This window comes from Williamwhitmania taraxaci (assembly GCF_900096565.1).
GTDB lineage: Bacteria > Bacteroidota > Bacteroidia > Bacteroidales > Williamwhitmaniaceae > Williamwhitmania > Williamwhitmania taraxaci.
The window spans coordinates 1-15,703 of record NZ_FMYP01000080.1 but is presented as its reverse complement, the minus strand read 5'-3'; the positions used below and the strand labels follow the sequence as shown (position 1 = coordinate 15,703).

6 protein-coding genes are annotated in these 15,703 nt (G+C 51.6%); all 6 read right to left on the bottom strand.

Going from position 1 to position 15,703, the window contains the following annotated elements; translation table 11 throughout:
* A partial coding sequence (locus tag BLS65_RS15320) for a fibronectin type III domain-containing protein (RefSeq protein WP_212590572.1) occupies positions 1-1,884 on the bottom strand: 1,884 nt, incomplete at its 3' end.
* A 909-nt stretch (positions 1,885-2,793) separates the two neighbouring features.
* Complete coding sequence (locus BLS65_RS15315) at positions 2,794-4,470, bottom strand: hypothetical protein (protein ID WP_125869904.1); 1,677 nt, start codon at positions 4,468-4,470, stop codon at positions 2,794-2,796.
* 36 nt (positions 4,471-4,506) lie between these two features.
* Complete coding sequence (locus BLS65_RS15310; RefSeq protein ID WP_092440567.1) at positions 4,507-8,700, bottom strand: T9SS type A sorting domain-containing protein; 4,194 nt, start codon at positions 8,698-8,700, stop codon at positions 4,507-4,509.
* 11 nt (positions 8,701-8,711) lie between these two features.
* On the bottom strand, positions 8,712-10,769 hold the full coding sequence (locus BLS65_RS15305) for a fibronectin type III domain-containing protein (RefSeq protein ID WP_092440565.1): 2,058 nt from the start codon (positions 10,767-10,769) through the stop codon (positions 8,712-8,714).
* Between the two features lie 2 nt (positions 10,770-10,771).
* Entirely contained in the window at positions 10,772-15,040 is a 4,269-nt protein-coding gene (locus BLS65_RS15300; RefSeq protein ID WP_125869903.1) for a hypothetical protein, read from the bottom strand.
* Between the two features lie 135 nt (positions 15,041-15,175).
* A complete protein-coding gene (locus BLS65_RS15295) occupies positions 15,176-15,355 on the bottom strand; it encodes a hypothetical protein (RefSeq protein WP_092440561.1) in 180 nt (59 codons plus the stop codon).
* Positions 15,356-15,703 lie beyond the last annotated feature (348 nt).

Sequence of the window (15,703 nt, the reverse complement as noted above, 5' to 3'; positions counted from 1 at the left end):
CGCCCCATCCTCCTCCTTCTCAAACATTCCAATGACCACACCGGAGGAGAATAGACAATCCCACTGGTGCTTTACAAGGGTAGCACCGCCCTGTCCGCCAGCTGGCGGATAGTCCATAAGGTTGGTGGTGCTGCCCTGCGCTAGGCCGTAGGTGCTGCTGAAGGTGTGCTCGAGCTTAAACACGCCGTGCATGAGCTCGTGGGCCACGGTGCGGGCGGAAGGCTCGCCAAAGAGGTAGCCCATCTGCTTGGCCCGGGGCATGTCGCCCTGAAGGGCACCCTGAGCCGGCAGCACAAAGAGGTAGAAGGTGGTGGGATCGTAGCCGGGAGCGGTGCGCAGGACGGTGCAGAGCGCCTTCTGCTCGTCGGTGAGGAGGGAGAAGAAGCCCTTATCGTTCACGGCCAGCTGGCCGTTGCCGTCCAAGTCCCAGCTCTTGTCTTCGAGCGGTGCGCCTACCTCGAGGGTTACGGCCACACCAAAGGATTTGAGCAGCGCGTTGAGCTCCGCGCCTATCCCTGAGGCATTCGCTACGGTTTGCCCAACCGGGATAAGCTTTACACGCACGGTGCGGGGGGTGTAGGATACCACGCGCAGCTGGCCAACCAGCTCGTAGCCGCCACCAGTTTTGGGGTAAAGCGCCTGCAGGTCGTAGCCCTCATCGGCCTTGGCGGCCAGCAGGGTGAACTGGAAGATGCTACCATCGCGCGTGGCCACAAGCGTAGCCCCGGCTCCGGTGCGGAACACCAGCTTGCCCAGGTCGAGGCCATTTGCGCGAAGTGTTACCTCGGCCTTTATGGTGGCGGTTTGCCCCACCGGAATCAGCTGGAAGGGTATGGGGTAAGCACGCCCACCGCAGGTAAGCTGGCTATACTCGGCCCACATAATGTTGGAGCTGCTGTAGCGGCTATCGCCGGGGTCGAAGGCGTAGGGGTTACCCGCAGCCGCTGTAAAGGCTACGGATAGCCGTTCGTCGCTAAAGGTGCCGGGAGCCAGCGGTCCCGTAGGCAGACCAGGAATACCAGTGCCATTCGTTGTTTGGGTTACCGCACCCGTTGTGGGATCAACCGTAAAGGTGTTGCCTGCCCCATCGCTTACCGTAATGGGCTGGTCGGCTGCCACTGCATCTACCACGCTCACGGTAATGGTTGTGTCGGGGGTAGTAACGGTTATGGTGCTATCGGCAGGGTTGTAGGTAATGCTGCCCGTGCCGGGAATGGTAATGTCGGGCAGGGTAACGGTGGTAACTCCGCTACCGTTAGTGATAATTCCGGTTCCTCCACCACCGGTAATAATGCCATCGAGGCCAAGTATAGCGTTGCTGCCGGGGGTATAGTTGGTACACACGGGAATGGAACCTGCTATGAGCTGGAAGCTGGTGTTGAACACGGCGTTGGTAAACTTCACCTTCAGGCGCATCTCGGCGTTCATAAAGGGGAGTATGCCGTAGCCCTCACCGGCAAAGCTGCCGTTGGCGTTGCGCTTTACCTTGAGCAGGGTTACCTCAAAGGGGCCGGCGGTAACGGTGGTGCCGGGGAATATTTCGGTGAGCCGCACCGTATTGGTAATATGAACGGTATCGGTGGTTTCGCCGCAGGGCGGTACGGGCTTGGGGGTTGGCATGGTAAAGTTTACCAGCTCGCTGTAGTCGCCCCACTGCTGGCCCTTTCGGGCGCGAATGCGGAACTCAAAGGTAGCGGATGGTGCCAGCGTGGGAATGAGGAGCTGACAGCCAGTGGAGGGCATTATGGTCCAGGTGTCGAACCCTACGCAGCGGTAGCTGAGCTCGTAGCTGTCCACTCCTGGAGTAGCAGCCCAGCTGGCGCGAGCGTTGCGGGGCGGAGCTGTCACCACCGCAAGGCTATCCACGCCGTAGCCTTGGAGCACGTTGGGCTCCTGCGAGCCGTAAGTAAAGGAGTAGAGCTCGCTATAGCCGTTATTGCGGAAGCGGTCAGTCCCGCTGCGGTCGATGGCCTGCACGCGCCAAGCGTAGCGCATGTCAGCCTCAAGTAGCGGTTGGCCGGGGCCGTAGGGGTAGCTGGTGCGCTCGGTTTCGTCGGAAAAGATGGGGGTGGTGCTCTGGGCTACGTCGGCAGCGCTTACCCCAGGGGTGCGCAGCTCGAACAGCTCAAGGCGGAAGGTGGTATTGCCGGCCGAGTTGGGCGAGGCGGTATTGCGCGGGGTCCACTGGAAGTTGAGGTGCTGCATGGGCTGGTTTGGCAATTTGGCCTCCTGAAAGGGATAGGTAAGCAGCGGCGGCTCGGCCTTGGCTAGGTAGCAGAAGGCGGCGCTCTCGGCGCTCACCGGTACATCGGGTCGGTCGTAGTCGTAGGCCGTAAAGGCTATGCGGTAAGCGCCCTCGGGCAAGGCCTTGGTGCGGAGGTAGGCCTCGCGGGAGTAACCGCTAAACTCCATGGCGTCGGGGTTAAGGTAATCCAGCAGCTGGCTGCCCGAGATGAGGGTAGGCACCCCCGCTTCTACCGCTATGGGCGCGGGGTAGTAGCCGGGGCTGGTGCGTATAATGGTTCGGCCGTTGAGTTCCACCCTAAGGGAGAGCCGAAGGCGGTAGCCGGTATGGGTAAGGTCGCGCTGGAGCAGGATTATCCGCAGCTGCTCTACGCCGGGGGCGGCATAGTCGGCCAGGTTCACCGAGTAGGGCGGTGCCAGCTGGGTGGTGAGGCTCACGGGGTATATTTGCTGCGCCACGCTAGCCAGCGGCAGCAGCAGGGTGAGCAGTAGGAGGAGGGTATGGTGCTTTGCGGTGTGTAGAATCCTGTTCATGGTATGCGGGTTTTACTAAAAGCGGTAGCTGTAGGTTAGTATGGTAGTAAGTTCGCTCAGGTTGCGGCCTCCGGCAGCCCCCTTGAAGCGGTTTTGCAGGTTAACGCCCAGCGAAAGCGACTGCTTTCCTTTTGCGTTGCTAGCGGGTGAGTAGGCGCAGCTGAGACCCGAGTTGAGGATGCTACCTGCGTTGCTGCTATTTATGAGGGTGGCGCTATACCCCTCGCTAAGGCTTAGCCGAAGCTTATTCTTCAGGAGCGTTTTGCCAATACTTAGGGCTGGTCCCACAAAAATACTCTCGATGCCACTAGCATCGTTGCGGTTGAAGTTCGCGGAAGGAGTAACGCTAAAGCCAGCCTTGGCAATGGCGTAGGTATAGGAGGCGTTGGCCGAAATAAAGTTGGACGTGTTGCTGCCCCCCTCCCGGTTGCTGTGATCGCTTGCCTTTTGGTAGGAAAGGTTTAGCATTACGCTTTGGGGTGCTTCCTTTTCGCCAAAGCTGTAGCCCACTGTTCCGTTAAGGTTATTGTTAATCTGGTAGAAGTCGAGGCTATCGGTTTCGCTCTGGTAGTTGGGATCCACCTGGGGCCGCACCTTGGTGTAACCGGTAAAGTTGGAGTAGGCCACAGAGGTAACCCACTTCTCGCTGGGGATAAAGTTGATGTTGCAGCTACCCACCATTCGCTTGGAGGTGGAAGCCTTGCTGTGGTCGAGGTTGTCGGTTTGAAGGCCCACGTTTGCACTAGCCGAGAGCCGTCCGTCCAGCATGTTCACGTTGGGTGCGAGGGTAAAGTTTTGCATATCGTTGTTGCAGTAGTAGGAGCCAAGTGTTTGGTAGTCGGGGGCAATGCGCTCGTAGCGGAGCATAAGTCCCCAGCGTGTAGCTTGGTATCCGGCACCACCATTAAAGGCGTCGAAGTAGCGGGTATTGGCAGTGGCCTTGAGAAACGTCCCCGCAAGGTTTGAGCCCTGGGGTGAAGCCGTGGAGCCCTCTTTTTGGGTTATATTGCCATCGAGAGCCGAAACGGCATACTCGGCATCGATTAGCCAGTGCTTAAACAGCTGTTTCTTTGCCGTAACGCTAATCGCTAAATTTTGCAGGGGAGCAAGGGAGCCATCGGGCGGCAGCTGCTGCACGGAGCCAACATCGTCCTTGGCCGAGAAAACGCAGATATCTACACCATCGGTCTCCTTGTGGTAGCCCACCTTTACGCCGTAGCCCATGCGGGTAAACGATGGAGTTACCCTACTGTCGGCGTTATACTGAACGGCCTTCCGGAGCCGCCCATACATAAGCCCCACGTTCCAGTTGCCAGGGGTAAGCTCCAGCCCTCCTCCAAAAAAGGTATGCCCCGCCAGGGTGTAGTCGCTAAAGGTCATGGAGGAGTAGCCAACATAGGCCTTTACCCACTTGTACTGCGGAGTAAAGGCAAATCGGTTGAAGGGTTGGGTGTAGCCCTTATTCATGCTGCTGTAGGTAAAGGTAAAGGGCATGCTGTAGCCATACAGGCTAAGGTTAAAGTTTCCCGAAATGATAGAGGTAAAGGGCGAACGGCGCTTAACGGTATCGGAGGAGGAATAGAAGGTTCCTGAGGCGTTGATGCCCCCGCTAACCTTTATTCCCTGTTTCACGCCAATTTGGTCCAAGTTTTGCCCCCTAGCCGTAAAAAAAAGCATTGCCATTGCCAGCATGGCACAGTATTTTAGCATAACAATTCGGTAGTCGTGTTACTTTACAATAGATAAAAGTATGTTTCGAACATCGTAGTCGCAAATGGCCTTCAGCACGTAGCTGCCGGTGTTTACGCTACCAAGGTTAATGCTTTCGGTAAAGCTATCGCCCTGAAGCTTATTGCTATAAACCACCCGCCCGCTCATATCGGCAATAACCAGCATTACCTGCTGCTTAACGTATAGCTTTAGGATAAGCTGAAATGCACCATCGCTGGGGTTCGGCAGCACCTGCATCTCCCTAATTCCCCTATTCAATGGGTTTTCTGGAATAATGTGCGGATCGAAGGCAGCAATTTCAACGCGCTTTTCGCGGTAGAAGTCGCAACCGTCGAAGTAGCCGATCATCTCTATGGCGTAGGTTCCGGCCTGCTCAAACCGAACCATTGGGCTCCAAGGGTTATCGCTTATCATGATGGCCAGCGGATCGAACTTCCAGAACAGGCTATCGGGCTTGGGTATGCTTATCTCCTTCACCACTAGGGTGTCGGTGGCATATCGGGAGGTGGCCACCATAAAGTCGATGGTAGGGATGCCCTCCTTCTTCTTCACCTCCACAGCGGCGGAAGTTTCGCACAAATGGTCATCCAAAAGCGTAACGGAGTGAAGGCCGTTGCTGGCAATGAGGGTGCTGGAGGAGGCAAAGTCGCCGGAGTTGAGCTTATACAGGTAGGGAGGCGTTCCGCCATGCGCCTTCACCTCTACAAATCCCGAGGTCTTATCGGGGCAGAGGGGAGTGCTGTGCAGCTGCATGGATAGCGGAGCATCGGGTTGGGTAAGCGAGTAGCTTTCGCTCACGCCGCACCCTTCGGCATCTACCACGCTTACCTTGTAGTCGCCCTTAGGCAAGTTATCCACCAGCGCAGCGGTTTGGCTAAGCCCTTCCCACTTTATGGTTTGGGGGGCAATTCCACCGGTAATTCCCAGCAGTATGGCACCGCTCCTATCGCCAAAGCAACCAATGTTGGTAAGGGTTCCGCTGAGCTTCATGGGGGGAATTCGAATACCTAGAGAAGTGGAAGCATCGATGGCGCAGCCGTTAACATCGGTTACGGCAGCGGTGTAGCTGCCGGAGGCCAGCCCGGTAAAGGTGCTATCGGGCGTTGGAATCCCTTGCCCCAGCTTAAAAGAGTAAGGCTTGGCTCCGCCCGTTGCACCAAAGTATATTTCGCCATTCGTATCGTTCAGGCACTTTACGTCCACCACCCTCTTTGCCGTAAGGAAGAGTTCTGTGGCCGGCTGAGTAAGGTTGGTGGCATGCTCAACCTCGCAGCCACGGGCATCCTTAAGCCTAATGCGGTAGCTGCCGGCACCCAACTTATTGCAAACCATGTTTTCGGAGAAATTGCCCTCGTTGAGGCTAACCCAGTAGCCGCTGTAGGTCGCGCTGTTTCCACCCGATGGGGTAAGCGTAATGGCACCGTTTGTATTACCGTAGCAGGAAACGCTGTAGCCGTTGAAGTTGAGTTTAGTAAAGCTAAAGTCGAGGGGGCTATCGGGAGCGGTAATGGAAATGGGGGAAGCGTAGCTATCCTCGCAACCCTTTTTGTCAATCACCTTTAGGCTATAGGTAGCCGGAGTAAGATCGCTGCCGGAGGTATAATCAAGAAAGTCGACGCCGCCGTTGCTGCTAAGCAGGTAGCGGTAACCTTCGTTACCTCCGATAGCTGCCGTTTCAACTTTCCCCTTCTCGCCAAAGCAGCGAATATCGGTAATGGTAGGTTCTCCTATTCTTAGGAGCGTGGGTTCTAGAACGCTTATCGCCCCGGAGGTGTGAAAACAGCTGTTTGCGTCGGCTACCTTTATCCTGAAAGTGCCGCGGTCTAGCTTATCGATAAATGCTCCGCTTCGAGAGATGGAAGACCAATCACCATCCAGCATCTTCTCCCAATCGAGGATGTAGGGGGGCGTAACGCCTACGGGAACAACACCTCCGGTAACAACAGCGCTTACCATCCCATCCTTCGCCTCAAAGCAGGTTACATCGATAGCAGTGAGGCCGCTTTCTATGGCCGCAGGGGCGGTAATTTCTACCGGTAGGTCTATATGGTCGGTGCAGGTGTTCCCGCTATTAGTCATCACTACGGTGTAGCTTCCGACGGTGATATCTACAAACCAAGCTTCATTATCTGTTGCAGCTGTCTTTACTATATTGTTGGTTTGTAGCGTGTAGGTAAAATAGCCAGAGCCACCGCTTCCGCTTACCCCAATACTCCCATCATTGCTATAGGAGCAGTTCAGCGTTGTTTTACTGTCGGAAAGTTTACTAATCGATAGCGGTGTAGCCGCATCCAGCTTAAACTCTGCTTTGGCCGCTTCGCAGCCGGAGTGATCGGGATCGTTAACGTAAACCTTGTATGTGCCGGAGCTAAGGTTTGTCGGTGTCCACGATCTAGGTTTATCTGTAGGTGTGTAAATCTCTTTAGAATCAATATTCACAAGATTGAAACTGTAGGTGCTGCCATTACCTCCCGTGGCGGCAACGGTAACCATGCCGTTAGGATTGCTGGTGCAGGTGGGGTTTATTTGATCGCTAACCGCGACGGTAACAGGGGCGGGGGCAGTAATGGTAACCTTATCCGTTTTCTCTTGGCAGCCATCAGTAACGCTAATAGTGTAAACTCCCTTCGATAAACCGGAAGCAACATTATTAATCATTAGATAATCAGTATTATTATAAAAGCATTTGTATACTGGATCCCCAACACAACTGATTGCATTCACCGTTATGGAGCCATCGAAATTCTCAGGGCATTTAGCATCTTCTATGCTGGTTGTAAAGGAGAAATCGGGATGGGTTCCAATAGAAAACTCTTGGGGACCGTAACAATTCCGAAGAGCAGACTCCCTGTAAGTGACAAGAAGTTTGTAATTCCCTGGCTTAAGCCCGCTAACATAACAAATACCATTTTGTGGAACTTCCTTGGGCATTCCTTTCCACTCTCCGTATGCACCAACAGAGTAATTTGCATCGTCAATATTTGCATAATAACCAATTTTTGTATCGACAATCCTATAAATACATGAATCATTAACCAGACTACTTACCGAAAAGGATACGGTACCTTGTTGCCCACCAGTATTTGGGCAAGCATTAGTAGACGAACTGATTGTAACAGATGGCGGCATAGGCAATAAATCGCGCTGACACGGAATTGTGGAGAAAGGCGTTGCGACTGACCCATAAATTGCCTGCACTCGGAAGTCAATTTTACGAAGTTCATTAATAGAGGTGGCAATGGAAGCCAAAGATGCTTCAGTCTCTTTCCCATTGCTTACTGCTAAGTCTTTCCACTGTGGGGTAACCTTGTGTGGTCCAAGGGTTGGATCTGGCCTCGTTTGCAAATAATAATAAAATGTTGTAATTACATTCTGCATTGCTGCATTACTAAGTTTACCTGAATATAACTTAAGCATGCTTTGAAGCTTTGCATTTGCCGCCTCATTATCAACCACATAAGAACAAAAATCTACATCTGCAATTATCTGTTCTTTAATATCATCATCACTACCTACCTCTCTCAATGCCATTTCAATTTGTGGCAAAAGGTCACTTTTCCATTCAAGAAATTCAACAGAAAAACCCTTATATGTTTCAACAAGATTATACTGCCACTTAAAGGAAACTCCACTGCTAGGGGTTAGTCCTTTGAAAGTAGATAGCGTTATGGGTTCGTTGACGCAGTGTTTCTCGGAGGGAGCCGTTACCTTTATGGGGTTAATGCGGATTCTTAGTGTTATAGAATCAGAAGGTTGATTTCCATACCAGTTTTCTCTAACCTTAAACGTTGCTTTCTCCACTTTCCCAAACTTACCGATGGCATCTGACAATGTGAACTCTACGGTTTGTGTATCGTCGCTTTCCGTTCCACCATCCTTATACAAATTCCACCAGTAATATCGATAAGCATACACAACAGAAAGTGTGAGTTTTTCTCCGGTTAACGTTGCTAAATACTTATAAGTTCTACCCTTATAGTTATATTTCGCTGGTTCGGTGTATCGAGACGAATTATTAATCTGGAAATATTTTACAGTATAGTTATCACCACTAGTGCCACTTCCCCCATCATCAAACATATAATAGTCAACAATCTGCACCTCTACCTCAACCTGTTCTTGCGCCTTTGTCTGCTCCGCAAAGGAAACTAAGAGAATTAGTATGGTAAGTAAATTGTATAGTTTCTTCATAACTGGCGGTATTAAAATTCAACAATAATGGGGATGGAGAGCTGCTGCTCCACCTTAAGCAGGTAGCGGTAGCGGTGGCCATGCTCAAGGCTGGTATCGCTGTAGCCCGTGTCGCTGCTCGGTAGCAGTACCAGCAGGCTAAAGGGCGCCTCATCGGCCGCACGGTAGAGGTATATGGGGTTGGTGCCGCCTATCCTCTCCCAGGTTAGGGCTATGGCATTGCCAGTGGCGGAACCATCGAGCCGTAGCCGCAGCTTGGCTTCCTGCTGCACGTAGGCGTAGCGCGTTAGGCTGTAGTTCCTATTCCCCGATATATCTACCGTTTCGAGTGTGTAGCCATAACGCTTATCGGTTGCAGCGGGGGCGTCGTTATAGCGGGCAGGAAGCGATTTTTCCGCCCACTTGGCAACCTCCACGCCTACGCTATCGGTCTCCTGTCGGCGCAAGAGCCTATAGGTGGCCACATCGCTGCTGGGGCTTGGCTCAAAGGCCAGCGCTACCTCCCCACGTTGCTCCTCAATATCCACAATTTGGCAGGGAACGGGAGGTATGGTGTCGGGCAAATTGAGCAAGAGCACCTTCGAAAAATCGGAGGCGTTGTAGCGCCTATCGTAGGCCACCACCTTGTAGCAGATGGCCTTGTTTAGGGTTTGCAGGTTCACCGTATCGGTAAAAATATTTGCCTTTTGGTAGTAGTTGCTCACATCCATAAAAGTGCTATTCAAGCTATTCCCCCTAAAAACCTTGTAGCTGTCAATATCGGCATCCGTGTTGGCATTCCACGATAGGGTAACCACCCCGGCACTATCTATTTTCCCCATCAGCCCAGTGGGGGCAACGGGGGGCATGGAGTCGGTTTTAACATACATGTAGGGAAACGACTCGGTGGCGCTCCCATCGGCAGCCTCCAGCCGCAGCTTGTAAAAGTTGTTGGGCAGCGGAGCCGCATCCACAAACTCGGTAGCGTCGCTCTTCAGCGGTTTTTTGGTAAGCGGCTCATAGGGCTTGCCGCTCGAAGGGCTTCTAAGCAGCCAAACCTTCTTGCTCTTTACATCACCGCCCATAGTCCAGCGAACTAAGGCACCGCGCTTATCGTCCATCACCGTATCAATGGTAGCCGCTACCTCACCGCTGCCGAAGCACATCCCGCTAACAACATCGGAGGCGGGGCTCTCCTCGCCAAAAGGGGTGAGCCCCTTAACCCTGTAGTAAACCTTACGGTTGTTTTCGGGCACTGAATCGTTCCCAAAAAAGAACATTGGATCTTCTTCGCGGGTAGCGTTTACCAGTGGAAGTTCTGTGGTTGGAGTAAACTGCTTGCCATCGAAGCTGCGCTCGAGTTTATAGGCGGTGTACAATCCCTTATGGATAAACGAGGGCCAGCGAAGTTTAACGCTCCTATCGCTAAACACGGCCACAACATCGGTGGGCGGAGCTAAAACCGTCTCCTTGCCGGCATCAACCACGGCAATACCGGGTGCCACCGTTAACCCGGCAGGGCTATCGGCCAGCGAAATCCGGTAGGCGTAACGCTTCCCGGGTTTTACATCCTTATCCACAAAAAATAGCCCGGCAGCCCTAGCCACCCGAGTCGAGAAATCGCACACAAAAAGGCTAAAGCCGAAGCGCATCTCCATCTCATTATACGATTGCAGAAAATTACCCACCCCTTGCTCGGGGAGCGCTGGCTTAAACTCTTGGCTGTAGAATGTTTCGTAAATAACCGACGCAAAGGGTTCTTCCTTATCCAGCATCTCCAGCTCGGCCGGGGAGTAGGCCATTACGGGCAGCTTGCTCAGCATCACAATACCGGATGAATCGGTGCTGCTGCTCGATAGCTCAGTTCTTTCAATCACATACCCGTGCTTAATGCCCACCTGCCATACTGGAATAGACTCGGGTGCCCACCGTATCAACACCGAATCGCCCTTGCTCTTGGCCAGAGCCCATATTTTATTCTCCTGTGCCACGCCATGCCCGGCAACAAAAAACAGGGCAACAAGCAGGGTAATTCTTACCATTACAAGCACCGCGCGGCGGGCACTTCTTACTACTCTTGGAGTATTCATTCCTATTCACTTAAGAAGTTAATGCTGTATTCTTTGCTGGAGGTAACTATGCCCAACCCAGGAAGTCGATAGTTTACCTTAAGACCATACCGTCCCGGATCTATATCGTGAATGTCGCCATGAATAAGTAGCGCGGCATTGCGTGGTAGCGCACTTGTTCTCCCATAGTATTTCTCCAGCGCCTTGTTGCGCAGCTCGAAGAAGTCCTGATAAACGAAGTGAGGAACATAGTAGCGAACGATAAAATCGCCCGGTTTAGAGGGAACATACGCCTGACCCTTATCCGACTCCTCCATGAGATACTGCGTGCCATAAAGGTTTCCAGTGAGCATTGCTTTGAGGGGACGTAGCCCCAGCTTCGTAATGTCGCGGCTAAGGCTAATGCTGTTGTCTCCCTGCTGGTAGCTGCCATACACGGTTGGATCCACATGCTCGGTGAGCCAGCGGTTGTTCATAAGGGCCTCAGCATACACAAGCGGCTCAAACTGGCCTTCGGCACCTACCATTTCGTACTGATCCAAGCTTTCCTCGGTTCGCATTTGAAGTCCGAGAAGGCTCATTTTGCTCGAACCCTCCACGTTATACTGCTCCTCTGCCGATCCCATGGCGTTGAGTTTATCCAAGAACCGGGCATACTTGCTGGTACGGAAGTTTAGCGCAAATATCTCCGCCTCGGCGCTGGATACCCCTGCACCCGTGAGCTTGTTTTTAGCAAGGGTGGTGGTATCGCCGTCGTTGGCTACCGCCAGCTGCTCGGCTCCCTTGCTGATGTTTTGGTCGTTGGCTTGCGCCTCAGGAATGCGCACAATGGAAAAGTTCCAAGCGCTGGAGGTACTAAGGGAAGCTGGAATAGTGAAGCGAACCAAGCTTTGATCGGCATTGTAGGTTACTGGAACCTCAATGGACGATACCGAGTTGCTCATTTTACCCACAACGCGCCACTTGGCACCATTTTGCACCGTGGCGAAGAGCTTTGGCTGTCCCGACTTTAGCTTAACGTAGCCTTCCCCATACTCGCTCTTGAAAAAGTTAAACTGCCTATCCACCGGGTAGCTGTATGCCACGTTGCTAGCAGGGATGCTCTTGGGTTCGTCGCCGGTGGTAAAGGCTGTCTCCTTCACCTCATAGTCAACCTGACCTTGGTACATCAATGCCTGCCACCCCGATTGCTCCTTCTTTTCGATATGAATTTTGGTCAATAACTTTAGGTTAGTATTTCCCGGCAAAATATCGTGCGGTTTAAGCGTAGCGAGATCCTTGTCGCGACTAAACGAATAGGTAGCACTTACCTCTGCCCCTTTATCTACAATTTTAAGCTCATCGAGCTTTACCCGGTAGGTCTGATACTCATCGTTCAAATTTATCATTCCAAACTCCTTGTCGATAGCGGTATTGAATGCCACCTGGGGAGCGGTAAATACATCAATATCATTGGCACCACTTGCGGGAGTAATATCGCCGATGAGCTTAATTTCGCCCAGCTCCCGGCCGTTGGTTACCATCTCGCACTCCTCGCCCAGCAGCACTGGAATGTTTACCTTTCCCCGAACAAGCCCGCCCAAAACGCTATACTTGGCGGCAATCTTACCCTTAAGCCAGAAAGGATTAGGCCCCTTTGCCTGCAACAAAACTCCAGCAGACATTGCCATGATGTCGAATTCACGGTGGCGGGCTCTTATTCCAACCTTGCCCTCCATGTAGGCATATGCCTGCCCCGAAGCATACCATCCAGAGATCCCCATTGGACCCGAACGCCCCTCACAGGTAACGTTACCATAATCGCGAAGTAATATATCGGCACCAGCACCTGCTGTGAGGTATGCGTAGGCAAACCCGCCATTTTTTCCAAAGCCAAAATCGAGTTCCATCCGAGCTCCAAAGCCTATACCTTTGCCCGTTGATACAGCATTCTCCTTTTTCATGAAGTTGAGATCGATGTCTCCAAGAATCTTACCCAACCTACTCGGAGGAAGCGGCATATCCTCCACTTTAGTACCCGTCATAAAATATGATTTAGCAGTAGCCAGCTTATACATCTCTATGCTGTTCATCGCGGATGGCCGGCCGATGTAGATGTACCAATCCTTAGGGTCGGAGTGAATAACGGCCTCTCCGACGAGGTTGCCAGGGCCGCTCCCTCTTATTGCCCCGTAAATATTCATGTAGGTCTTCAGGTTGGCGTGAAAAATCTTTTCATCGGAGTTGTAAACCGTGTTAAAGTTTGCCCATACGTAAGGAGCTTCTCCGGCTGTAAAGAAATTACCGTTACCAAGCATCTGTATTTGTCGCAATCCCCAATTCTTACTGAACGAGATGTCCATCTCCCCTTCCCCATAGAAAACGTTCTTTTGGGGTATCTCCACCCCAAGTCCGGCGATAAATCCCATTGATCCGGTAGTATCAGGAATGTAGTCATACTTGTTATCGTCCAGTTGAATTCGCTTTGCATTACAGTAGGCACCACCACTTAACTTCACTATTTTTACCATGCCCACTTGAATAACAACACTGGCATCAACGCGGGCATACCAATACTTCGTCTGTCCCTTTCTGCCAAAAAGCACATTGGCATCTAACTTGCAGGGAATGGCGCTCATGGAGAATCCGGCGTTACCCTTAAAGCCATTCCCGTAAATGGGATCGTCGTCGTATATGGCCAATCTACCCTTCAACGAAAATATGGAAAAGTTTCCCGCGATAGCGATTTCGCTTACACTTACCCCCTTGAATTTCCATTCACGGTCGCCACTATCACCCTTCTTTTCGTAGGCAGCCTTAACTGTAATGCCTGCCTCTCCCTTCAGCATTGGAGTATCGCCGCCAAGTTCAATCCCTACTTTTGCAGATAGGGCTATCTGCCCATCGAATGTTGATACCCCAAGACTGTTGATAGTAAGGGAAAAACCTCCGATGCTCTGCTTAAAGCCACCATCGTAACCAAAGTATCCACCAACTATGTATGGCGACTTTGCCGTGAGCGTTAAACTCTCAAACTTTATTTTCTCAAACTCTACTGGCTTAGCATCAACTTTTAGGTAGCCATTCAAAACAACTTTAGGTACAAGTCCTTTTTCATCCTTGCTCACAATAAAGGTACATGCCTTACCAAGGTATAACTTCCCGCCAAGCGGCATGGAGAATTCTTTATCCACATCCAACTGAACGCCAAATAGGTAATTTAAACCCGAAGGGGTGGCTTCCAGCGTCGCCATATAGCCTACCGTATCTTTTCCTAGAAATGGAATATTCAAGGTTCCCGCCAAGCTGCCGCCCTTTAGCCTATTCTTCTCCACCATAACCGACAGGTTGCTAATGGAAAACGGCCAACCGGATAGGCTCCCTTTTTCGGTACCAAATGGGTAATCGGCAAAGAACGAACCGGTAAAACCATTGTCATCAACCAGCATGTTTTGGGCACCAATGGACGTTCTCTTGCCCGATTGGCTTATTTCCTGTGGTAGCGTAACTTTTACAAGTTTAAAAAAGAAGCCCCGCCAGAGCGTTTCCAGCCCCGCCATCCCTGAAAAGTATCCAGCGGGCGCAACAAACCCATGTGGGTTGGCATCATCGCTCATATCAACGCTGGCCTCCTTAACCTCAAAGGTGAAGCCATCCATTCCCTTCAGCCGGAATGGCGTTATACTGGTGGAGATAAGAACGTTGTTTAAATCGGAAACGTTGCACTCGAAGCTGGCTTTAACCTTTAGATCGCTCGTAAACTCAGGGTCTGGCTCAAAGGTGCTGCTGCTAAATTCAAACTCACCGAAGAGGTTTACCGACTTAAAGCCCTTGCAGTCCCAGTCGACATAGTTTCGTGCATTTCCCGGAATAATCAAGCTAACCATGCTGTTGATCACGAGGGTATCGGAGGAGAGCAGTACCAGCCGGTTGTAGTCCTGATCGGCAATTCCATTATACCCCAGCTTAATCCCCTTGGCCCCAAAAATCAAACTCTTATCCTTGCTTATTCCCAGCTGTAGCGCTGCGTAAACGCTAACGGTAACCCCCGTTGGTGTGTACACCGCGCTATCGATTACGATAACATACTCTTGGTTGCCCACGTTGCGCTTAATGCCAAGCGGAAGTTCCGAAATTTGCGTTGACTCAAAATTGCCCACGTAGCGCAGGTTGGTCTTAACGTAGTCGATCAGCCCCTTGGCCTTCTGGGGTTCGCTCTGCGCCCCGTTGCCGAGCAGCAAAACAGGGCTTAGGATAAGTAGCAGGAATAGAGCACTACGGCAGATGCGGTAGTGCCAAAAGCTTGTTCTCATGGTTGGCAACTGGTTTTGGTTGCAATAAATTTCAGCGTAATAAATATAAGGCTTACCCCACCCAACAGCATGGCGCATGCCTTTTACTAAAACTTGCGCCTGCCGTTGAGCAGGCGCAAGTGTATCGGCATTGGATTACTCCACCTTCTCTATTTTGCGGAGGTAGTGATCATCGAACACATAGAGGTTGCCCTGCCTATCGGCGGCAATTGCCCATATATATTTGAACCTTGCCTTCGAAATACCTCCATCAACAATTGCTGCATCGCTATTGCTCCCGGCAAAAACTTTTGTTTCTCCGGTAGGGCTAACCACATTAATACAACCTTATATCCGCAACATAAAAGCATAAAATAATCGGGAACCCCTGTAATAATAATCATCACAAGGCTTTCCCGATTAAAATATTTTCACCTACTTAGGTGAAAACTAGATAAAACGGTCGAAGTTGTGCCACCCATTTCGGTTCAAGTTGTGCCAGGCGTTTCGGTCGAAGTTGTGCCACTTTTTTAGGTGCATTTAGGCTATTGTTTCGGTCGAAGTTGCGCCACCCGTTTCGACGCAAATTGCGCCATTGAGCCATTGAAAGGAATGATTTCTATCTTATCGCTGAAACTTAAATCAGGGATATGGCCGCAAAGAAGATAGATATCATGGATGTAC